Source organism: Streptomyces sp. NPDC008313 (assembly GCF_042956125.1).
Lineage (GTDB): Bacteria > Actinomycetota > Actinomycetes > Streptomycetales > Streptomycetaceae > Streptomyces.
On sequence record NZ_JBIBFR010000013.1, the window covers coordinates 161,931 to 184,044 of the forward strand.

19 protein-coding genes are annotated in these 22,114 nt (G+C 71.1%); 5 read left to right on the forward strand and 14 right to left on the reverse strand.

The window, feature by feature from the left end; all coding sequences use genetic code 11:
• Positions 1–18 precede the first annotated feature (18 nt).
• The 3 genes from ACFY93_RS19350 (at position 19) to ACFY93_RS19360 (ending at position 3,974) form a co-directional block, all read left to right on the forward strand.
• Positions 19–843 carry a thioredoxin domain-containing protein gene (locus tag ACFY93_RS19350; RefSeq protein ID WP_391360279.1) on the forward strand — a complete coding sequence of 275 codons (825 nt, stop codon included), beginning with the start codon at positions 19–21 and terminating at the stop codon, positions 841–843.
• Positions 844–950: 107 nt separating this feature from the next.
• Positions 951–2,615: an alkaline phosphatase D family protein gene (locus tag ACFY93_RS19355; protein ID WP_391360281.1), complete on the forward strand. Its 1,665-nt coding sequence runs from the start codon at positions 951–953 to the stop codon at positions 2,613–2,615.
• Between the two features lie 375 nt (positions 2,616–2,990).
• Positions 2,991–3,974 carry a M43 family zinc metalloprotease gene (locus ACFY93_RS19360; RefSeq protein ID WP_391360283.1) on the forward strand — a complete coding sequence of 328 codons (984 nt, stop codon included), beginning with the start codon at positions 2,991–2,993 and terminating at the stop codon, positions 3,972–3,974.
• On the opposite strand, the gene ACFY93_RS19365 is transcribed toward ACFY93_RS19360, so the two are convergent.
• Entirely contained in the window at positions 3,956–4,549 is a 594-nt protein-coding gene (locus ACFY93_RS19365) for a dienelactone hydrolase family protein (protein WP_391360286.1), read from the reverse strand. The two genes, ACFY93_RS19360 and ACFY93_RS19365, sit on opposite strands and share 19 nt — an antisense overlap.
• A 120-nt stretch (positions 4,550–4,669) precedes the next feature.
• On the opposite strand from ACFY93_RS19365, the gene ACFY93_RS19370 reads away from it, so the two are divergent.
• Positions 4,670–5,806 (forward strand): mechanosensitive ion channel domain-containing protein, encoded by a 1,137-nt coding sequence (locus ACFY93_RS19370; protein WP_391360289.1) that lies wholly within the window; start codon positions 4,670–4,672, stop codon positions 5,804–5,806.
• Positions 5,807–5,951: 145 nt separating this feature from the next.
• Here ACFY93_RS19370 and ACFY93_RS19375 read toward each other — a convergent pair whose 3' ends face one another.
• The 5 genes from ACFY93_RS19375 to ACFY93_RS19395 form a co-directional block, all read right to left on the reverse strand.
• Positions 5,952–7,538 carry a Na+/H+ antiporter gene (locus ACFY93_RS19375; RefSeq protein ID WP_391360292.1) on the reverse strand — a complete coding sequence of 529 codons (1,587 nt, stop codon included), beginning with the start codon at positions 7,536–7,538 and terminating at the stop codon, positions 5,952–5,954.
• 319 nt (positions 7,539–7,857) lie between these two features.
• Positions 7,858–8,325, reverse strand: a complete 468-nt coding sequence (locus ACFY93_RS19380; protein WP_391360294.1) for a GNAT family N-acetyltransferase — start codon at positions 8,323–8,325, stop codon at positions 7,858–7,860.
• Complete coding sequence (locus ACFY93_RS19385; RefSeq protein WP_391360296.1) at positions 8,322–9,266, reverse strand: RluA family pseudouridine synthase; 945 nt, start codon at positions 9,264–9,266, stop codon at positions 8,322–8,324. Before ACFY93_RS19385 ends, ACFY93_RS19380 begins: the two co-directional genes overlap by 4 nt.
• Positions 9,267–9,315: 49 nt before the next feature.
• On the reverse strand, positions 9,316–9,966 hold the full coding sequence (lspA, locus tag ACFY93_RS19390; protein ID WP_391360299.1) for a signal peptidase II: 651 nt from the start codon (positions 9,964–9,966) through the stop codon (positions 9,316–9,318).
• A gap of 112 nt (positions 9,967–10,078) precedes the next feature.
• Positions 10,079–10,864, reverse strand: coding sequence for a TraR/DksA C4-type zinc finger protein (locus ACFY93_RS19395; RefSeq protein ID WP_391360302.1), 786 nt, complete (start codon positions 10,862–10,864; stop codon positions 10,079–10,081).
• Positions 10,865–11,488: 624 nt separating this feature from the next.
• On the opposite strand from ACFY93_RS19395, the gene ileS reads away from it, so the two are divergent.
• Entirely contained in the window at positions 11,489–14,632 is a 3,144-nt protein-coding gene (gene ileS, locus ACFY93_RS19400; RefSeq protein WP_391360305.1) for an isoleucine--tRNA ligase, read from the forward strand.
• A 238-nt stretch (positions 14,633–14,870) separates the two neighbouring features.
• Here the strand turns inward: ileS and ACFY93_RS19405 are convergent, their stop codons facing one another.
• The 8 genes from ACFY93_RS19405 to murG all read right to left on the reverse strand — a co-directional run bounded on the left by ACFY93_RS19405 (position 14,871) and on the right by murG (position 22,111).
• Positions 14,871–16,046 (reverse strand): DivIVA domain-containing protein, encoded by a 1,176-nt coding sequence (locus ACFY93_RS19405; protein ID WP_391360307.1) that lies wholly within the window; start codon positions 16,044–16,046, stop codon positions 14,871–14,873.
• 46 nt (positions 16,047–16,092) lie between these two features.
• Positions 16,093–16,377, reverse strand: coding sequence for a YggT family protein (locus ACFY93_RS19410; protein WP_391360310.1), 285 nt, complete (start codon positions 16,375–16,377; stop codon positions 16,093–16,095).
• A 51-nt stretch (positions 16,378–16,428) separates the two neighbouring features.
• Entirely contained in the window at positions 16,429–17,079 is a 651-nt protein-coding gene (locus tag ACFY93_RS19415) for a cell division protein SepF (RefSeq protein WP_391360313.1), read from the reverse strand.
• Between the two features lie 130 nt (positions 17,080–17,209).
• Entirely contained in the window at positions 17,210–17,929 is a 720-nt protein-coding gene (locus ACFY93_RS19420; protein WP_391360314.1) for a YggS family pyridoxal phosphate-dependent enzyme, read from the reverse strand.
• Positions 17,930–17,935: 6 nt separating this feature from the next.
• Positions 17,936–18,673 carry a peptidoglycan editing factor PgeF gene (gene pgeF / locus ACFY93_RS19425; RefSeq protein ID WP_391360317.1) on the reverse strand — a complete coding sequence of 246 codons (738 nt, stop codon included), beginning with the start codon at positions 18,671–18,673 and terminating at the stop codon, positions 17,936–17,938.
• Positions 18,670–19,869: a cell division protein FtsZ gene (ftsZ, locus tag ACFY93_RS19430; protein WP_391360320.1), complete on the reverse strand. Its 1,200-nt coding sequence runs from the start codon at positions 19,867–19,869 to the stop codon at positions 18,670–18,672. Before ftsZ ends, pgeF begins: the two co-directional genes overlap by 4 nt.
• 276 nt (positions 19,870–20,145) lie before the next feature.
• Complete coding sequence (locus ACFY93_RS19435; RefSeq protein ID WP_391360323.1) at positions 20,146–20,994, reverse strand: FtsQ-type POTRA domain-containing protein; 849 nt, start codon at positions 20,992–20,994, stop codon at positions 20,146–20,148.
• 22 nt (positions 20,995–21,016) lie between these two features.
• Positions 21,017–22,111 (reverse strand): undecaprenyldiphospho-muramoylpentapeptide beta-N-acetylglucosaminyltransferase, encoded by a 1,095-nt coding sequence (murG, locus tag ACFY93_RS19440; protein WP_391360324.1) that lies wholly within the window; start codon positions 22,109–22,111, stop codon positions 21,017–21,019.
• Between the last annotated feature and the right edge of the window lie 3 nt (positions 22,112–22,114).

Below are 22,114 nucleotides of genomic sequence, written 5' to 3' on the forward strand. Positions count from 1 at the left end.
CCCATGGAGAACACCAGCATGAGCAAGCGGAACAGCCAGTCGGCGAAGTCGGCGGCCCGTGAGCGGCTGCGCGTCGAGCGCGAGCGCCAGGCGAAGCGCGACAAGGCGAAGCGCCAGGCGATCGTGGCCGGTTCGGTCGTCGCCGTCCTCGCGGCAGCCGGCGGCATCGGCTACGCGGTCGTGCAGGCCAACAGGCCCGACGGCTGGGATGCCGTGAAGAACGAGAAGCTCGTCAAGCCTGCCAACACCACCGGTGAGAACGGCACGACTGTCGTCATCGGCAAGAGCAGCGCGAAGAAAACTCTCGTGATGTACGAGGACCCCCGTTGCCCCATCTGTGCCCAGCTCGAGCAAGCCGTCGGCTCGACCATGCACAAGGATGTCGACGACGGCAAGTACAAGATCCAGTACGTCGGCGCCACATTCATCGACTCGGGCATCCCGGGAGAGGGCTCCAGGAACGCCCTGAGCGCGATGGGTGCCGCGCTGAACGTCAGCCCGCAAGCATTTCTCGACTACAAGAGCGCCCTGTACTCGGCGAAGTATCATCCGGGCGAGACCGAGGACAAGTTCGCGAGCGACGCGTACCTGATCAAGGTGGCGAACACGGTGGACGCGCTGAAGAACAACAAGCCGTTCCAGAAGGCCGTGAAGGCGGGCACCTATGACAAGTGGGCTCTGGTCATGAGTGAAAAGTTCGACACAGACTCCAAGAAGTACAACTTCCCAGGGACCCCGACCCTGATGATGGACGGAAAGATCGTCACCGGCAGCGATGGCAAGAACGCCCCCATGAGCGTCGCCGACTACACCGCGGCGCTCGGCAAGGCGCTGAAGTCCTGACCTCCGGGGCACGCCCCCGAGGCCTGGTCTTCTGAGTCGCTGAAGAGCGGGCGAACTTTCGGAGTTCGCCCGCTCTCTGCGTGTACTGATCAGTAATCTGATCGCTCGTGACCAGTCGACTCAGAGACTCCGACACCGAGGGCGCCTCCAACTCCCGCGCCCCCCGCCGCCGTACGGTCGTCAAGGCCGCGGCCGCCACCGCCGTCCTCGCCCCGCTCGCCGCCGCGATCCCGGCCCGGGCCGCCGAGGCCCCCGCCTTCCTGCACGGCGTCGCCTCCGGCGACCCGCTGCCCGACGGCATCCTCCTGTGGACCCGGGTGACCCCCGACCCCGACGCGACCCCCGGTTCGGGACGCGGCCGGGACACCGAGGTGAGCTGGACCGTCGCCACGGACAAGGCGTTCACCACGATCGTCGCCAAGGGCACCACCACCGCTTCCGCCGCCACCGACCACACCGTGAAGGCGGACATCCGCGGCCTGGAGCCCGCCACCGACTACTTCTTCCGCTTCTCCGCCGGCGGCACCGACTCGCCCGTGGCCCGCACCCGCACCGCCCCGGCCGCCGACGCCGCCGTCACCGGGATGCGCTTCGGGGTGGTCTCCTGCGCCAACTGGGAGGCCGGCTACTTCGCCCCGTACCGGCACCTGGCCGCGCGCGGCGACCTGGACGCCTGGCTGCACCTGGGCGACTACATCTACGAGTACAAGTCCGGCGAGTACACGGCGCGCGGCACCGTCGTACGGCCGCACGCCCCGGCGCACGAGATCCTCACCCTCGCCGACTACCGCACCCGTCACGGGCGTTACAAGACGGACCCCGACCTCCAGGCCCTGCACCACAAGGCGCCCGTCGTCGCCATCTGGGACGACCACGAGTTCGCCGACAACGCCTGGTCGGGCGGCGCGGTGAACCACACCGAGGGTGCCGAGGGCACCTGGTCCGCGCGTCAGGCGGCCGCGAAGCAGGCGTACTTCGAGTGGATGCCGGTCCGCCCGGCGATCGAGGGCACCACCTATCGCCGGCTGCGCTTCGGGAAGCTCGCCGACCTCTCCCTGCTCGACCTGCGGTCCTTCCGCTCCCAGCAGGCGTCCACCGGCAGCGGCTCGGTCGACGACCCGGACCGCACGCTCACCGGCCGGGCCCAGCTCGACTGGCTGAAGGCGGGACTGGCGGCCTCCGACACCACCTGGCGGCTGGTCGGCAACTCCGTGATGGTCTCCCCGTTCTCCGTCGGCTCGCTGCCCGCCAGTCTTCTCAAGCCGCTGGCCAAGCTGCTCGGGCTCCCGCAGGAGGGCATCGCCCTCAACACCGACCAGTGGGACGGCTACACCGACGACCGCCGCGAACTCCTCGCCCATCTGCGGTCCCGCTCCATCCGCAACACCGTCTTCCTGACCGGCGACATCCACATGGCATGGGCCAACGACGTGCCGGTGGACGCCGGTACGTACCCGCTGTCCGCCTCGGCGGCCACGGAGTTCGTCGTCACCTCGATGACCTCCGACAACCTCGACGACATCGTCAAGGTCCCCGAGGGCACCGTCTCGGCCGTGGCCGCGCCGCTCATCCGCGCCGCCAACCGGCACGTCCACTGGGTCGACACCGACCGCCACGGCTACGGCGTCCTGGACCTCACCGCCGAGCGCGCGCAGATGGACTACTACGTGCTCTCCGACCGTACGGACCCGGCCGCCACCTCGTCCTGGGTCCGCTCGTACCGCACGCGCAGCGGCACCCAGAAGATCGAGCGGACCTACGACCCCGTCTGATCCCCGGCCGGTCTCCGCCGGTTCCTGTCTGATTTCTTTCGCACCCGGCCTCCGCTCCGGCGATTTTCAGCCAAGTCCGGCCGGTGCGTGACTCAACAGGGAGAACACGGAGGGCTACGGCGGGTGGTGTGGATCATGAGCCGAATCCGGGCACACCACCCGCCCGGTAACCGAAGTCGTTACGTCGAGATCTCAAACTCCGGACGACGAGCGGATGACGCGGAACGCGTTGGCCCCAATTGCCCCTGTGCATCCCGCATCCGATCGGGGCCTGATCATCGCTCTCCCCATGCAGGCATGTACACGTAATCTCCCGGCGGCGGCCAGGAAGATCCCTGCGCCCCTTCTCCCCACCGCATCCGCTAGGAGCCCCATATGCGTGCGCTTGCCCGGATATCCTCCCTGACGCGCAGACGCCTTCTCGGCACGGCCGTCGTGGCCGGAACTCTGATGCTCACTCCCCTGTCCGCGCCCACCGGCGTCGCCGCCGCCACGGCCACGGCCGCCGACTGCGGAGCCGACACCCACGCCACGGCCCGTGAGGCCCGCCCCGGCCACGGCGAGCACATCGCCGAGCCGAACGAACTCAGCCAGACCCGCGCCCAGTCCATGGACGCCGACCTGCGCGCCCGGCTCGACAAGCTGCGTTCGAGCGGCCGCGGCGCGACGCTCGCCGCCTCGACGACCATCCCGGTCTACTTCCACGTCATCCACGACGGCGCGGCCGGCAACCTCAGCTCCGCCGACATCGGCGCCCAGATGAACGTCCTGAACGCGGCCTACGCCGGCGGCGGCACCGGCAACACCGACTCGGGCTTCCAGTTCACGCTGGCCGGCACCGACTACACCGACAACGCGGCCTGGTACACCGTCGGCTCCGGCTCTGCCGAGGAGAAGGCGATGAAGTCCGCCCTGCGCAAGGGCGGCGCCGACGCGCTCAACATCTACGCCGCCAACATCGGCGACGGCCTCCTGGGCTGGGCCACCTTCCCCAGCTCCTACCGCTCCAGCCCGTCGATGGACGGCGTCGTCATCCTGAACTCGTCCCTGCCGGGTGGCTCGGCCACCAACTACGACGAGGGTGACACCGCCACCCACGAGGTCGGCCACTGGATGGGGCTGTACCACACCTTCCAGGGCGGCTGCAGCGGCAACGGCGACTACGTCGACGACACCCCGGCCGAGAAGAGCGCCGCCTACCAGTGCCCCGAGGGCCGCGACACCTGCACCCGCAAGGCGGGCGCCGACCCGATCCACAACTTCATGGACTACACGTACGACGCGTGCATGTACCAGTTCACGTCGGGTCAGGTGCAGCGCATGCAGGACAGCTGGGCCGCCTACCGGGCCGCCGGCTGATCCGTCCCGAGCGAGTCGAGGAAGCCGAGAGCCACCTGCCAGGTGGCCTCGGCGGCCTCCGCGTCGTGGTCGGGCAGGTCCGGGTCGGTGTAGAGGTGCCCGGCGCCCGGGTAGCGGTAGATCTCCACCTCCGCACCGGCCCCGCGCATCTGCAGGTACCAGGCGTTCAGCCAGTCGTCCGTCTCGAAGGCGTCCGGCTCGGCGACGTGCAGCTGCACCGGAAGTTCGTCCGCCGACGCGCTCTCGGCGATGTCCGAGGTGCCGTGCAGCAGGAGCAGTCCGCGGGCCTTGTGGTCGCCGAGCGCGAGGGTCTGCGCGAGGGAGGCGCCCAGCGAGAAGCCCGCGTACACCAGGCCGCGGTCGGAGTAGGGCGCGGCGGCCAGGACGGCGCGCTTGAGCAGCTCCTCCTTGCCGATCTCGTCCTTGCGGGCCATGCCCTCCTCCACGGTCTCGAAGATGCGTCCCTCGAAGAGGTCGGGGGTCCACACCTCGTGTCCCGCCGCGCGCAGCCGGTCCGCCGCCGCGCGCACCGCCGGCCGCGGCCCGTAGGCCGAGTGAAAGAGCATGATGTTCATGACCCCATGGTGCCGTACCCGGCCCAACTCTCCGCTTGCGGCGGTACGGGCCCGGCGCGTACCCGTGACGGGTCCCAGATCACATGTTCATGAGCTTCGGGGCCGGTTACGTTCGAAGGCATGGAGAACGTACTGCGTCCGCTGATCGTAGGCGGCGGTTCGGTCGTACTCACGCTGGTCGTCGGCTGGGCCGTCGACCAGCTGTTGCGACGGGCCGACGAACGCCACCACGAGACCCCGCTGTGGGGGCTGCTGCGACGCGGCGGCGTCCCCTTCCAGGTCGTCCTGTGCACCGCGCTGCTCAGAGGGTCGTACGACCAGATCGAGGCCCTCCGCGACCACCGGGCCGCGATCGGCCGGACGCTCACCCTGGTCCTCATCGGGTCGGCCGCGTGGCTGGCGGTGCGGATCGCCGCCGCGATCGTCGACTCCTCGTACGCCCGCTACGCGGCCGCCCACCGGGATCCGGCCAGGGTCCGCCGGGTCCGTACGCAGGTGTCGCTGATCCAGCGGGTGGTCTCCGCGGTCGTCGGGGTCGTCGCGGTCGCGGCGATGCTGCTCACCTTCCCGGCGATGCGGGCGGCGGGGGCCTCACTGCTGGCCTCGGCCGGCATCCTCGGCATCGTCGCCGGTGTCGCCGCCCAGTCCACCCTGAGCAACCTCTTCGCGGGGCTGCAGATCGCCTTCGGCGACATGGTGCGGCTCGGTGACACGGTCGTGGTGGACGGCGAGTGGGGCACGATCGACGAGATCACCCTCACGTTCCTGACGGTGCGCACCTGGGACGAGCGGCGCATCACGATGCCTGTGTCCTACTTCACGTCGAAGCCGTTCGAGAACTGGTCGCGCGGCAGCGCCCAGATGACCGGCATCGTCTACTTCCACCTCGACCACACGGCGCCGGTGAGCGAGATGCGCGACAAGCTCCGCGACATCCTGCGCGAGTGCCCGGCCTGGGACGGCCGCGACTGGGGCATCGCCGTGACCGACACGACGCCGAACACGATGCAGGTCCGCGCCCTGGTGACCGCGAAGGACGCCGACGACATCTGGACGGTGCGCGTCACGGTCCGCGAACGGATGATCCGGTGGCTCACCGAGAAGCACCCGTACGCGCTTCCCCGCGTCAACACGGCGGACGCCGTCCCGGCCCCCGACCGCGCGGCCGTCCGCCTGGACGGCCGCGCGGACGGAGCGTCCCTGCCCCGCCCGGCACGGGTGCGCGCGCACGAGACGCCGCGCACGGGACGCGGCTGAGCCCACGGGCGAACGCCCCCGGGTCCGCGGCCGGCCGCGCCGTGCCGAGCGGACCCGGGGGCGGCGCCTCTCCCGCGTACGGTCCGCGCGGGGGCGTCTCGCGGACCGTGCGATCCCGCACACGGGCCGGCCCCCGCCCCCGCGTTCACCTGAGGCTGCGCACGTCCAGGTGGCGCAGTACCCGGTCCACGATCTCCGGGTCGGCATCCGGCTCGCTGCGGGCGGCCATCACCTCGTGGCGGGCCGCGGAGAGCATCTCCCCCTGGATGCGCCGGACCCGCTTGATCCGGACCATCCGCTTCTCGTGCGCCTCCTGCCGCTCGTCCTCCGCCATGTCGGGGCTGATCCGCAGACCGATGTCCAGGGCCCTTCTGAACAGCTGCTCGGCGAGTTCCTCGGACAGCTCCTCGGACGCCTCGATCTCCTTGAGCCGCGCCTTCGCCGCCTTGGCCGCGCGGACCGCCAGGTCCTTCTCGAAGTCCTTCTCGCGCTCGGTGTCGGCCCGCACGCCGAGCCTCTGGACCAGCCAGGGCAGCGTGAGCCCCTGCAGCACCAGGGTCGCCATGATCACTCCGAAGGCGATGAAGACGATCTCGTCCCGGTCCGGGAACGGCGACCCGTCGTCCATCTTCAGCGGGATCGCCAGCGCCAGGGCCACCGAGGCCACCCCGCGCATCCCCGACCACCACATGACGACGGTCTCCCGCCAGCTCGTCGGGATGTCCTCGTCGTGGTCACGCTTGGCGTGCAGTCTCTTGGTGAGCCAGGTCGCCGGCAGCAGCCACGCCAGCCGTACGAGGACCACCACCACGACGATCGCGCCGGCCCACCCGAGCATCTCGCCCCACCGCCCGGAGGCCGTCTGGACGGCGATGTGCAGCTCCAGCCCGATCAGCCCGAACGCGACCCCGGTGACCAGGGTGTCGACGATGTCCCAGAAAGTGTGCCCGGCCAGCCTGGTGAGGACGTCGTCGGGGTCGGCGGCGTACTCCGCGAGGAACAGCGCGGTGGTGAGCACGGCGAGCACACCGGAGCCGTGCGCCTCCTCGGCCAGCACGTACGCCGCGTAGGGCACGAGCAGGGTCAGACCGATCTGCAGGGTCGGGTCGCCCAGGATGTCCATGAGCTTGTTCGCCGCCCAGCCGAGCGCGAGGCCGACCGCGATCGCGACGACGGCGGACAGCAGCAGGTCCAGCGCCGCCTGCCCCACCGAGAAGGTGCCGCTGACGGCGGCGGCGATGGCCACGTGGTACATGACGATCGCCGTCACGTCGTTGAACAGCCCCTCGCCCTCGAGGATCGACACGAGCCGGCGCGGCAGTCCGAGCCGGCCCGCGACGGCCGTGGCCGCGACCGGGTCGGGCGGCGCGATGAGGGCGCCGAGGGCGAAGGCCGCGGCGAGCGGCAGACCGGGCACGATCGTGGAGGCGACCGCGGCCACCGCCGCCATGGTGACGAACACCAGGGCGACGGCGAGAAGGAAGATCGGCCGCTTGTTCGACGTGAACTGCCGCCAGGACGTCCGGCGTACGGCGGCGTAGAGCAGCGGCGGCAGCAGGGCGGGCAGGATCAGATCGGGCGGGATGTCCACGTTGGGCACGACGGGGAGCAGAGCCAGGACGAGCCCGAGCAGCGTCATCAGCACCGGGGCGGGAAGCCCGAACCGGTCCCCCACGGGGACACTGATCACGGCCCCGAGCAACAGCACGAACAGCAGGGCCAACTGATCCACAATCAGCGCTCCGACGGTCTCGGCGTGTGGCGGCGGTCCGGGCCGTCAGGCCCGGGTGCGTTCCGGTCCCGCCGCGCGGGCGATCAAGACCGGCCGGACGTCCAGCGTGCCACGCCGGACGGGACTTTCCCGGCTGGAGGCGACCCGGATTCGGACCGGAGCGGACCCGGGGCGCGCACCGGCGCGGCCGGGGGCGGTTCACGGCGGCCTCCGGCACGCCCGGTGTACGCCGGCGGACACGGCTCACCGGCGGAGGTCCGGGCGGCGGGTCAGGGGGCTCGGCGGGTCAGAGGGCGCGGCGGTCAGAAGGTGCGGCTGGTCAGAGGGTGCGGCGCATGGCCCGGTGCGGGATGCCCGCGTCGGGGAACTCCGGCCCGTAGGCCACGTATCCCAGCCGCTCGTAGAACGCCAGCGCGTGGGTCTGCGCGTGCAGGTCGACCGCCGTGAGACCGTGCGCGCGTGCCGCGTCCTCGAGGGCGCGCACCAGCGCGGCCCCCACGCCCAGCCCGCGCGCCTCGCGCGTCACGGCGAGCCGGCCCAGGGAGCCGACGGCCGGATCGCCACCGGTCTTGGCCGCAGCCGCCTCGCCGTGCAGGAGGCGCCCGGTGCCGAGCGGCGTGCCGTCCTCGCGGACCGCCAGCACGTGCAGGGCACCGGCGTCGTACGCGTCGTACTCGATGTCCTGCGGGACGCCCTGCTCGGTGACGAAGACCTCCTTGCGGACCGTGAAGCAGGCCTCACGGTCGGCCGCGTCCCCGGCGACCCGCACGGTGCGGGCGGCGCTCACGCGTAGCTCTCCTCACGCACCTTGTCGAGGGCCTTCTGCAGGTCCTCGGGGTAGTCGCTCGCGAACTCCGCCCACCGGCCGTCGCCCGGGTGCTCGAAGCCGAGCCGCACCGCGTGCAGCCACTGCCGGGTGAGACCGAGCCGCTTGGCGAGGGTGGGGTCCGCGCCGTAGGTCAGGTCGCCGACGCAGGGGTGGCGGTGGGCGGCCATGTGGACGCGGATCTGGTGGGTGCGGCCGGTCTCCAGCTTCACGTCGAGCAGGGACGCGGCGCGGAACGCCTCGATCAGGTCGTAGTGCGTGACGGAGGCCTTGCCCTCGGCGGTCACGGCCCACTTGTAGTCGTGGTTCGGGTGGCGGCCGATGGGCGCGTCGATGGTGCCGCTCGTCGGGTCGGGGTGGCCCTGCACCAGTGTGTGGTAGCGCTTGTCGACCGTGCGCTCCTTGAACTGGCGCTTGAGCGACGTGTACGCGTACTCCGACTTGGCGACGACCATGAGGCCGGAGGTCCCCACGTCGAGGCGGTGCACGATGCCCTGGCGCTCGGCGGCGCCCGAGGTCGAGATGCGGTACCCGGCGGCGGCCAGGCCGCCGATCACGGTCGGTCCCGACCAGCCGGGGCTGGGGTGGGCGGCCACGCCGACCGGCTTGACGATCACGACCACGTCGTCGTCGTCGTGCACGATCTCCATGCCCTCGACGGGCTCGGCGACGATCCGGACGGGGGCGGGCGCCTGCGGCATCTCCACCTCGAGCCAGGCGCCGCCGTGCACCCGCTCGGACTTTCCGGCCACCGAGCCGTCGACCGTGACCTTCCCCGCCGCGGCGAGCTCGGCGGCCTTCGTGCGGGAGAAGCCGAACATGCGCGAGATGGCGGCGTCGACGCGCTCGCCCTCCAGGCCGTCGGGCACGGGCAGGGTTCGGATCTCGGGAATCGTGCTCACCCGTCGAGTATGCCGGACGGGCCGGACACCGCTTGACCGGAGTCGAACGTCAGTCCCGGTGGACGGTGCCGTCCGGGTCGAGCCCGCGGAAGGACAGCAGCACGATCAGGATGCCGCCGCAGACGATCGCCGAGTCGGCCAGGTTGAAGACCGCGAAGTGCTTGGGCGCGATGAAGTCGACGACGGCGCCCTCGAACACGCCGGGGGAACGGAAGATCCGGTCGGTGAGGTTGCCGAGCGCGCCGCCCAGCAGCAGTCCCAGCGCGATCGCCCACGGCAGGCTGTGCAGCTTGCGGGCGAGGCGCGCGATGACCACGATGACGGCCGCCGCGATCACGGTGAAGATGACCGTGAAGGCCTCGCCGAACCCGAAGGCGGCGCCCGCGTTGCGGATCGCCTCGAACCGCAGCCAGTCCCCGACGACCTCGACCGGCTCGTGGTGCTCCAGCCTGGCGACCACGATCATCTTGCTGGCCAGGTCGAGGGCGTACGCCAGCACGGCGACGACGAAGAGGACGGCGACCCTGCGGCGGCCCCGGGGCTGCCGCTCGGGGTCCTTCGCCTCGCCGGACCCGGCCTCCGGGGCCGCGTCGGAGCCGGCACGCCCGGCCGGGTCCGCCTTGTCGCCGGACTGTTCCGGACCGGACCCCGCCGTCCCCGGAACGTCCGGGGTACCGATGATGCGCTCCGCCTCTGCCACGTGAGTCCCTCAACCTAGGTTTCCGACTGAGGACGAGAGTACGACACGGCGGCCCCGGGGCACGGCTCAGGAGCGGCCGGGGCCGATCCGTGGCGGACCCGTGGCCGGCCGGTCAGCGCCGCTCCTGCTTCTGCTTGCACTCCACGCACAGCGTGGCACGCGGGAAGGCCTGCATCCGCGCCTTGCCGATGGCGTTTCCGCAGTTCTCGCAGAGCCCGTACGTGCCCGCGTCGAGCCGCTCCAGCGCGCGCCGGGTCTGGTCCAGCATCTCCCGCGCGTTGGCCGCGAGCGCCATCTCGTGCTCGCGCGTGATGTTCTTCGTGCCGGTGTCCGCCTCGTCGTCGCCCGCGCCGTCCCCGGAGTCCCGCATGAGGCCGGCGAGCGCCTCCTGCGACGAGGAGATCTCGGTGCCCAGCCGCAGCGCCTCGGACTGGAGCTCCGCGCGCGCCTCGGCGACCTCCGGCGCGGTCCAGGGGTCCTCGCCGGGGCGGACCGCGAGTTCTCCGGGCTCCACCGCGGCCTCACGGGCCTTGGGGACCGCGGTGGGCTTCCCGGCCGCCGTGGCCGTACCAGGGGTCTTCTTCGCAACCACTGCCGTGGCTCCCGTCTTCTTCGCGGCCCGCGCCGCGTCCTCGGCCCCGTCCGCCGTGCCGGCGGCCGTGGCGGTCCTCTTGGCCCCGCGGCCCGTACCGGCCGCCTTCGCCGCCTTCGCCGCCTTCGGCTCCTTGGCCCCTGTCGCCGGACCGGCCGCCTTCGCGGCGCCGGCCCGGGCGGCGCCGCCGGCCTTGGCGGTCGCGCTCTTCTTCCCAGCAGCCTTCGCGTCCGCCGGTTTCGCCGTGCCGGCCTTCTTGCCGGCCGATGCGGCCGGCTGCTGTACGGCGGTCTTCTTCGCCACCATGGCCGCGGCCCCTTCACATATTGTGATCTTGCACGCGAATCGTGCTGGGACGATAAATCGACTGCGGGCCCGCGGCAACGGGGCGCACCGACCGTTCGCCCGCCCCGCGTGCGTCGCCCGCGGAACCTCCCTGCGTTGTGCCCCGCTCCCCGCCGGGTAATCCGCCCGCCGCGGTGTCCCGCGATCCGCACGCGCGCGCGTGGCCATTCGGGTCACGCCGCGGGCCCCGCCACCGCCCGCGGCGTACCCCGGAAATCCGGTCGGCCGGTGTCCGTGGGGCGCCGTACACTGGCCGCAGCGAGAAGCGTGGATGGGGACGAGTAGCGACGTACGCAGCCATGAGCGACCCGGGGACGGTGCGAGCCCGGGGGCGAGCGCGACGTGAAGATCACCCCGGAGCCGCCGGAAGAAAGCCGAGGCCCAGTGGCCGAGGCCGGTAGACCCGGTTTCGCGACCCCAATGAGGGGGTTCACCGGTGCACACCGCGCACCGGGGGGCCAAGGAGGGTGGTACCGCGGGAGCGCGCCGCACACGGCGTCCGCAGCGGCTACGTGACGTCAGGTAGCCGCACGGCTCTCGTCCCTCCGGACGGAAGGCAGAAAGTCCGCCGGAGGAAGCTCGCTGATGACAACGCCGACGTACCGCCAGGTGCCCGCCCAGGTCGACCTGCCCGCGCTCGAGCACGCCGTGCTCGACTTCTGGCGTGAGCAGAAGATCTTCGCCAAGAGCCTGGAGCAGTCCGAGGGCCGCCCCGAGTGGGTGTTCTACGAGGGCCCGCCCACGGCCAACGGCATGCCGGGCGCCCACCACATCGAGGCACGCGTCTTCAAGGACGTGTTCCCGCGCTTCCGCACGATGCGCGGCTACCACGTGGGCCGCAAGGCCGGCTGGGACTGCCACGGCCTGCCGGTCGAGCTGGCGGTGGAGAAGGAGCTGGGCTTCAACGGCAAGAAGGACATCGAGGCGTTCGGGATCGCCGAGTTCAACGCGAAGTGCCGTGAGTCGGTCACCCGCCACACGGACGCCTTCGAGGAGCTCACGACCCGCATGGGCTACTGGGCCGACCTCCAGGACCCGTACCGCACGATGGACCCGGAGTACATCGAGTCCGTCTGGTGGTCGCTGAAGGAGATCTTCGACAAGGGCCTGCTGGTCCAGGACCACCGCGTCGCCCCCTGGTGCCCCCGCTGCGGCACCGGCCTGTCGGACCACGAGCTGGCCCAGGGCTACGAGACGGTCGTCGACCCGTCCGTCTACGTCCGCTTCCCGCTGACCTCCGGCCCGCTGGCCGGCGAGGCCGCGCTGGTCGTCTGGACGACCACCCCGTGGACCCTGGTCTCCAACACGGCGGTCGCCGCGCACCCCGAGGTCACCTACGTCGTCGCGACCGACGGCGAGGAGAAGCTCGTCGTCGCCGAGCCGCTGGCCGGGAAGGCGCTCGGCGAGGGCTGGGAGACCACCGGGCAGTCCTTCACCGGCGCCGAGATGGAGCGCTGGACGTACCAGCGGCCCTTCGAGCTGGTCGAGTTCCCGGAGCCCGCGCACTACGTGGTGAACGCCGACTACGTCACCACGGAGGACGGCACCGGCCTCGTCCACCAGTCCCCCGCCTTCGGTGAGGACGACCTCAAGGTCTGCCGCTCCTACGGCCTGCCCGTGGTCAACCCGGTCCGCGCCGACGGCACCTTCGAGCAGGACGTCCCGCTGGTCGGCGGCGTCTTCTTCAAGAAGGCCGACGAGAAGCTCACCGAGGACCTGGACGCCCGCGGCCTGCTGTTCAGGCACATCCCCTACGAGCACAGCTACCCGCACTGCTGGCGCTGCCACACCGCGCTGCTCTACTACGCGCAGCCGTCCTGGTACATCCGCACCACCGCCGTCAAGGACCGTCTCCTCGAGGAGAACGAGAAGACCAACTGGTTCCCGGACTCGGTCAAGCACGGCCGGTACGGCGACTGGCTGAACAACAACATCGACTGGGCCCTGTCCCGCAACCGCTACTGGGGCACCCCGCTGCCGGTCTGGCGCTGCGAGGACGACCACCTCACGGTCATCGGCTCGCGCGCGGAGCTGACCGAGCTGTCCGGCACCGACCAGTCGGCCCTGGACCCGCACCGCCCGTTCATCGACGAGGTCACCTTCGCCTGCCCGCAGGGCGGCTGCGGGAAGACGGCCACGCGCGTGCCGGAGGTCATCGACGCCTGGTACGACTCGGGCTCGATGCCGTTCGCGCAGTGGGGCTACCCCTACAAGAACAAGGAGCTGTTCGAGAGCCGGTACCCGGCGCAGTTCATCTCCGAGGCCATCGACCAGACCCGCGGCTGGTTCTACACGCTGATGGCGGTCGGCACCCTGGTCTTCGACAAGTCGTCCTACGAGAACGTGGTCTGCCTGGGCCACATCCTCGCCGAGGACGGCCGCAAGATGTCCAAGCACCTGGGCAACATCCTGCAGCCGATCCCGCTCATGGACCAGCACGGCGCGGACGCGGTCCGCTGGTTCATGGCGGCCGGCGGCTCGCCCTGGGCGGCCCGTCGCGTCGGTCACGGCACCATCCAGGAGGTCGTCCGCAAGACGCTCCTCACGTACTGGAACACGGTCGCCTTCCAGGCCCTGTACGCCCGTACCTCGGGCTGGGCCCCGAGCGAGGCGGACCCGGCCCCGGCCGACCGCCCGGTCCTGGACCGCTGGCTGCTCTCCGAGCTGCACGCGCTCACCGACCAGGTGACCCAGGCGCTGGAGAGCTACGACACCCAGCGCGCCGGCAAGCTGCTGTCCGCGTTCGTCGACGACCTGTCGAACTGGTACGTCCGCCGCTCCCGCCGCCGCTTCTGGCAGGGCGACAAGGCGGCGCTGCGCACCCTGCACGAGGTCGTCGAGACGGTCACGAAGCTGATGGCCCCGCTGACCCCGTTCATCACCGAGCGGGTCTGGCAGGACCTGATCGTCCCGGTGAGCCCGCACGCCCCGGAGTCCGTGCACCTGGCCTCCTGGCCCGAGGCGGACCTCTCCGTCATCGACCCGGAGCTGTCGAAGCAGATGGTGCTCGTGCGCCGTCTCGTGGAGCTGGGCCGGGCCACGCGCGCCGAGTCGGGCGTCAAGACCCGCCAGCCGCTGTCCCGGGCGCTGGTGGCCGCGACCGGCTTCGACGCCCTGGACCAGGAGCTGCACGCGCAGATCACCGAGGAGCTGAACGTGAGTTCGCTCGCCTCGCTCTCCGAGGTCGGCGGCTCACTCGTCGACACGACGGCCAAGGCGAACTTCCGTGCCCTCGGCAAGCGGTTCGGCAAGGGGGTACAAGCCGTCGCCAAGGCGGTCGCCGAGGCCGACGCGGCGGCGCTGTCGCTGGCCCTGCGCGCGGGCACGGCGTCGGTCGAGATCGACGGCGAGACGGTCACCCTGGCCCCGGACGAGGTCATCATCACGGAGACCCCGCGCGAGGGCTGGTCGGTGGCGTCGGACTCGGGCGCGACGGTGGCCCTGGACCTGGAGATCACCGAGGAGCTGCGCCGCGCGGGCCTCGCCCGTGACGCGATCCGGCTGATCCAGGAGGCCCGCAAGAACAGCGGGCTCGACGTGGCCGACAGGATCGAGCTGCGCTGGACGTCCACGGCCCCGGAGGTCCTCGCGGCCCTGACCGAGCACGCGACGCTCATCGCCGACGAGGTCCTCGCCACGTCCTTCGCCCAGGGCGAGCCGGACGACGGCTTCGGCAGCCCGTTCACCGACGAGCCGCTCGCCCTGACGTTCAGCCTCCGCAAGGCGTGAGGATCGGCGCCTCGGGCGTCTCGGGCGTCTCGGGCGTCTCGGGCGTCTGAGGAACCGAGTCCGGGGCGGTACGGGGCGGAGGGGGCGAGGCGGGAGAAGCCTCCCTCCGCCCCCGCCCCCGCCGCCTCGCTCCTCTCCCCCGACGCATACGCGGCACGGACAAAGGGCGGGGCCCCCGGAGAAATCCGGGGGCCCCGCCCTTTGAACGCTGCCGACGCCTAAGGCGTATTCATGGCCGTCAGTTGTCGTCCTCGTCGATGAGGAACCCGCGCATCGGCGAGGGCGCCTGCTGCATCGGCGAAGGCCCCTGGGGCCGCACCGGTGCCATCGGCTGGGTCATCGCGGGCGACATCTGCTGCTGCCCACCGTAGGAGGGCGCGGCCGGAGCCTGCCCGCCACCCATGCCCTGGTTGCCGTACGACGGCGCGCTCGCACCGGCCGGAGCCATGGAGGGCGCCGACGGCGACGGCAGGGACGGCGCGGCCGGGGCGCGCGGCGGAGCCAGCGAGTCGTCGGCCTGGGTCTCCAGCTGGCGCAGCTGCGACTCCAGGTACGACTTCAGGCGCGTACGGTACTCGCGCTCGAAGCCGCGCAAGTCCTCGACCTTGCGCTCCAGCGTGGCGCGGGCGGACTCCAGGGAGCCCATCGCGACGCGGTGCTTCTCCTGCGCGTCCCGCTCCAGCGCGTCGGCCTTGGCACGGGCGTCCCGCTCCAGACCCTCGGCGCGGCTGCGGGCCTCACCGACGATCTTGTTGGCCTCGGAACGGGCCTCCGCGATCGCCTGGTCGGCGGTCTGCTGGGCCAGCGAGAGCACGCGCGCGGCACTGTCGCCGCCCGGGCCCTGACCGGGGCCGCCCATCTGCTGCGGAGGGCCGCCCATGGGACCGCCCATCGGGCCGCCCATCGGGTGCTGCATCTGTCCCTGCATCTGGCCGGGTCCCTGGCCCATCGGACCCTGACCCATGGGGCCCTGCCCCATCGGACCCTGACCCATGGGGCCCTGGCCCTGCGGGCCGCCCTGTCCGCTGGGACCTGCGGGCAGCTGCGGCGCACCGCTCGGCAGCTGGGGCGGACCACCCATGGGGCCACCCATCTGCTGCTGCGGCGGGCCCGATATGCCGGCGGGCACGGGAGCGCCGGGACCTCGCATACCCTGCGGTGGTCCCTGTTGCTGCTGCTGATCCTGCTGCTCGGGCGGTTTGCGCATGCCCTGCTGCTGGTTCTGCTGGTTCTGCGCGGCGGCGCGCGTGGCCGCGGCCAGCTTGGCGCGCAGGTCCTCGTTCTCGCGGAGCAGGCGGGTCAGTTCGGCTTCGACCTCGTCGAGGAAGGCATCGACCTCGTCCTCGTCATAGCCTTCTCGGAGGCGGACGGTCGTGAACTGCTTGTTCCGCACGTCCTCGGGGGTCAACGGCATCTCTTCACCTCAACGTAGTCGTCGGCATTCGGCAAGACCGTATCGTTCACAGCCGGCTCACGACGGAGATCAGGATGTAGACGATGATCATCAGTACGAAGAAGGACAGGTCGAGCGCCACGCCCCCGAGACGCAGCGGCGGGATGAACCGCCGCAGAAGCTTGAGCGGTGGATCCGTGACAGTGTAGGTCGCCTCGAGGACGACCACCATCGGCTTGCCGGGCTGCCACGAGCGGGCGAACTGGAAGACGTAGTCCATGACCAACCGGAAGATCAGCACGATGAGGAAACACATCAGCGCGATGTAGATGACATCCAAGACCACGCTCATGATCCGTGCGTCCCTCTCCCCTGTTTCCGTGCTTCGTTCCGGTCGTGCGGCTCAGCTCTGGTTGAAGAACCCGCCCTCTGCGATGCGGGCCTTGTCCTCCGCCGTGACATCGACGTTAGCAGGCGACAACAGGAACACCTTCTGCGTCACCCGCTCGATGCTGCCGTGCAGGCCGAAGACGAGACCGGCGGCGAAGTCGACAAGTCGCTTCGCATCCGTGTCGTCCATCTCCGTGAGATTCATGATCACCGGGGTGCCCTCACGGAAGTGTTCCCCGATGGTACGGGCTTCGTTGTAGGTCCGGGGATGCAGAGTGGTGATGCGGTAGGGCTCTCGCTCGGACACGACCTTGGGCATGATCACCGGTGCGTTCTTCTCCAGGCTCTGACGTTCTTGTGTGATGGATGCCACGGGGGCGATTCGTGCCGGACGTCCGGATTCCGCGGAAAGCGAAGCGGAATGGGACACCGGATCACGCTGCACCGGGGGCTGCACCACTCGTACCGATTCGTCCCGCCCGGACGAATGAGCCTGATGCGTCTGGTGTGACGGAAGCGACGGCTCGTGCCGTCGGCGGTCCCGCTCGGGCTCGGGGTCCAGTTCGGGTTCGAAATCGTCATCGGGGTCGAAACCCCGGCCGTCATACCCATCGTCCTCCACGAGGCCGAGGTAGACCGCCATCTTGCGCATCGCGCCGGCCATGCTCTGAGTCCTCCGCTCTGTGGTGGATCGGCTGACGATTGTGCCAAGTGCCCGCGATCCACGAGGTCGTTATGCCCGCTATCAGCGGTAATGACCATATTTTCTGCTGTGGTCCGACTTCTTGGCGACGTTACCCGAGCCCGGGACGGACTCCGAGTACCGCAGTGCCGACGCGTACATGTGTCGCTCCCGCCGCCACGGCCTGTTCGAGGTCCGCACTCATCCCTGCCGAGACCATGGTGGCAGCCGGATGGCCCCCGCGCAGGACAGTCGACAAATCCATCAGCCGGTCGAACGCCGCCCGTTGATTCCCCGCATAAGGCCCGGTGAGCGGCGCGACGGTCATCAGTCCGCCGAGGCTCAGCCCCGGAGTCGCGGCCACGAGACCCGCCAACTCCTCGATCCCGCCCGGCGCCACGCCTCCGCGCTCGCCCCGGGCGCTCTCCCCGGCGTCCAGCGCGACCTGCAGGAGACACCCCACTTCGCGCCCCGCCCGGACCGCCTCCCGGGACAGAGCCGTGACCAGCTTGGGGCGATCGACGGACTGTACGACATCGGCGTAACCGACCACGGAACGCACCTTGTTGGTCTGCAACTGACCGACGAAGTGCCAGGAAAGCGGCAGATCACGACATTCGGCGGCCTTGGGCGCGGCGTCCTGGTCGCGGTTCTCGGCGACATGACGCACTCCGAGTCCGGACAGGATCCGCACATCGCTCGCGGGGTAGGTCTTGGTGACCACGATCAGGGTCACCTCTTCGCGCGTCCGTCCGGCGGCGGAGCACGCCGCCGCGATGCGCTCCTCGACCGCCGCCAGATTCGCGGCGAGTTGGTCCTCGCGGTTCGTCATGCCCGATCAGTCCAGCCACACATAGCCCGCGAGCCGCCCGGTGGTGCGGTCCCGGCGGTACGAGAAATGATCGCCCGACTCGAGCGTGCACACCGGCGACTGCTCCCGGTCGCGCACCCCGAGCCGTTCGAGCTGCGCGTGCACTCCGGCGCTCACGTCGACCGCCGGAGTGCCCCAACTGGTCACGGCGTGCGCCGCCGGTTCGACGGCGGCGACCTCGGCGCGCATCGCCTCCGGCACCTCGTAGCAGCGTCCGCACACGGCGGGGCCGGTCCGGGCGACGATCCGGGACGGCTCGGCGCCGAGCCGCGTCATCGCCTCGACGGTCGCGGGCACCACACCGGCGATCATGCCGGGGCGGCCCGCGTGGGCCGCGGCCACGACCCCGGCGACCGGGTCGGCGAGCAGCACCGGAGTGCAGTCGGCGGTGAGGACGGCGAGGGCGAGTCCGGGGCGCGCGGTGACGACGGCGTCGGCCTCCGGCACGGGACGCTCCCCCCACGGCTCGTCGACCACGGCGACCTCCCGGCCGTGGACCTGGTTCATCCAGACCACCGCCGCCGGGTCGATGCCCAGCGACTTGGCGGCCAGTTCGCGATTGGTCCGTACGGAGCCGGGGTCGTCGCCGACCGCCCCGCCGAGGTTGAGCTCCTCGTACGGAACGGCGCTCACCCCGCCCCACCGGTCGGTGAAGGCGAAGTGGGCGCCGCTCGCTGTGCTCGTCCGGGAGCGCTGTCCTATCACTTCAGGAAGTCCGGCACGTCCAGCTCCTCGGCCGCGCTGTCCGAGTAGGTCCGGGACGGCGGGACCGGCGGGGAGGAGAGGGGCAGCTCGCTCGAGACCGGTTCCGGGGCGGGCTCGGGGGCCTCCTCGCGCGGGGTGACGCTGCCGAGCGAGCCGAACGACGGGCGGCTCTCGGTGGAACGCGCGGGCGCGGGCTCCTCGCGCTTGGCCGAGGAGGAGCCGAGGACGGTGTCCCGCTTGGACGGCGGCTGGCCGCCGTCGAAGCCGGCCGCGATGACGGTGACCCGCACCTCGTCGCCGAGGGCGTCGTCGATGACCGCGCCGAAGATGATGTTGGCTTCGGGGTGGGCGGCCTCGCTGACCAGCTGGGCCGCCTCGTTGATCTCGAACAGGCCCAGGTCGGAGCCGCCGGAGATGGAGAGCAGCACGCCGCGCGCGCCGTCGATGGAGGCTTCGAGCAGCGGCGAGGAGATCGCCATCTCGGCGGCCGCCACGGCCCGGTCGTCGCCGCGGGCCGAGCCGATGCCCATGAGCGCGGAACCGGCCTCGGACATCACGGACTTGACGTCGGCGAAGTCGAGGTTGATCAGGCCGGGGGTGGTGATGAGGTCGGTGATGCCCTGGACACCGGAGAGCAGGACCTGGTCCGCCGACTTGAAGGCGTCGAGGACGGAGACCTGGCGGTCCGAGATGGACAGCAGCCGGTCGTTGGGGATGACGATGAGGGTGTCGACCTCTTCGCGGAGTTCGGCGATGCCGTCCTCCGCCTGGTTGGCGCGGCGCCGGCCCTCGAAGGTGAACGGGCGGGTGACCACACCGATGGTGAGGGCGCCCAGCGAGCGGGCGATGTTCGCCACGACGGGCGCGCCGCCGGTGCCGGTGCCGCCTCCCTCGCCGGCCGTCACGAAGACCATGTCGGCCCCCTTGAGGACCTCCTCGATCTCCTCGCGGTGGTCCTCGGCGGCCTTGCGGCCGACGGCCGGGTTGGCTCCGGCGCCGAGACCGCGGGTGAGTTCCCGGCCGACGTCGAGCTTGACGTCGGCGTCGCTCATCAACAGAGCTTGCGCGTCGGTGTTGATGGCGATGAACTCGACGCCCTTGAGACCGACCTCGATCATCCGGTTGATGGCATTGACACCACCGCCGCCGACACCGATGACTTTGATGACTGCGAGGTAGTTCTGCGGTGCTGCCACGTCGAAGGCCTCTCGCCTCGAGTTACGTGTCGTCGCCTCGCGGGAGCCGCGATCCGACGACTGATGCCGAATGGGACGGTCCGAACGCCGACCCGAACCCTAACGCTGAAGTTTAGGGTTACCAGTGTGCCTGTTCCTTGGACTCTTCCGAACAGGACACTAAGTCGACAAGTGGCGCACGTTCAACGAACACGCCGAACCTCCCGTTTTTCTTTTCACCCTATGTGATCAGCCATAGCGATGCCCAGCCAGGGTGCTGGCCTGCGCTGATGTGCGTCAACTGACCGATGACGCGGGGGCGGTGGGCACACTCACATCGAAGTGCCGGGCCTTCGGAGCTGCTTTCATGAGAGCGCCCAGTGTCGCCGCCTTGGCCCGGCCCTTCTCTCCGCTGCCCCACACGACGGTCCGCTCACCGCTCAACTCCAGTGCGATGGCGTCGAAGGAACGGACCTTGACCACCTGGGTGTCGCGGGCGACCGCGTCCGGGAGCGCGCGGGCGACCCGCACGGCCTCGCGCACCAGCCGGTCGGTGCCGAACCGGCCGCCGCCCACCGACCGGGGCACGGCCAGGACCAGCAGGGGAACGCCCTTCGGAGCGCTCGGGACCGTGGCGAACCGCACGCCCTTGGCGTCCACCTCGACGAACTCGCCGCTCTTTCCGGCGTTTTCGCCCGGCGCGTCCTCTTCGCCCGTGTCGCCCTTGCCGTCCCCGCCGTCCTTCCCGACGACGAGGACCGGCGTGCGTTCGGTCACCTTCACCCCGATCCCGTGCGGCCAGGACCGGACGACCTCGACGGTGTCGATCCGGGGCAGCTCCCGGCGCAGTCGCGCCTCGATGGCCCCGGTGTCGACGGAGATGAGCGGCGACCCGACCGGAACGTCGGCTGTTTCCAGCACCTGTTCGGCAGTCAGTACCCGTGTTCCCGAGGCCGACACCTTCCGTACCCGCAGCCACGAGGAGCCGTAGAGCGTCCAGAGGGTGCCGGCGGCGAGCACCACAAGGGCCAGCAGCAGGATGATGATCCTACGAGGCCTGCGCAGTCGCAGGAGACGCGGCAGCCGGGGCGGGCCGGATCTCGGTGTCTTCCGTTCGCCGCGCTCGGCGGTCGTCGGTCCGGCCACGCTCCCTGCCTTCCCTCAAGCGTTATGAACGATGGCGTGAGGCGATCGCCTCGTACACCATGCCGACGAGCAGGTCGTCGGCGTCCCGTCGGCCGAACTCGCTTGCCGCGCGGGACATCTCGTACAGCCGGTGCGGGTCGGCGAGGACGGGCAGGACGTTGGCCTGGACCCACTGGGGCGTCAGCTCCGCGTCGTCGACGAGCAGCCCGCCGCCGGCCTTGACCACCGGCTGGGCGTTGAGCCGCTGTTCGCCGTTGCCGATGGGCAGCGGGACGTAGGCGGCCGGGAGCCCGACGGCGGAGAGTTCGGCGACGGTCATCGCGCCCGCGCGGCAGAGCATCATGTCGGCCGCCGCGTACGCGAGGTCCATCCGGTCCACGTACGGTACCGGGATGTAGGGGGGCATCCCCGGCATCTGCTGCACGTGCGGCAGTTCGTTCTTCGGGCCGACCGCGTGCAGGATCTGGATGCCGGACCGCTGGAGGTGGGGAGCGGCCTGCTGGACGACCTCGTTGAGGCGGCGGGCGCCCTGCGAGCCGCCGGAGACCAGCAGCGTCGGCAGCGCGGGGTCGAGCCCGAACGCGGCGCGGGCCTCCGGGCGTACGGCCGCGCGGTCGAGCGTGGCGATGGTGCGGCGCAGCGGGATGCCGATGTAGCGGGCGCCGCGCAGCTTGCTGTCGGGGGTGGAGACGGCGACCTGCGCCGCGTACCGCGAGCCGATCTTGTTGGCCAGGCCCGGGCGGGCGTTGGCCTCGTGGATGACGATCGGCACGCCGAGCCGCTTGGCAGCGAGGTAGGCGGGCAGGGCCACGTAACCGCCGAAGCCGACGACCGCGTCCGCCTTGGTGCGCTCCAGGATCTGCTCGGCCGCCTTGATCGTGCCGCGCAGCCGGCCGGGGACGGTGATCAGCTCGGGTGTGGGCTTGCGTGGCAGCGGGACGGCGGGGATCAGGGCGAGTTCGTAGCCCCGCTCGGGTACGAGCCGGGTCTCGAGTCCGCGCTCCGTGCCCAGGGCCGTGATGCCCACGGTCGGGTCCTGCCTGCGCAGGGCGTCCGCGAGGGCGAGCGCGGGCTCGATGTGGCCGGCGGTCCCCCCGCCGGCGAGTACGACATGCACCGA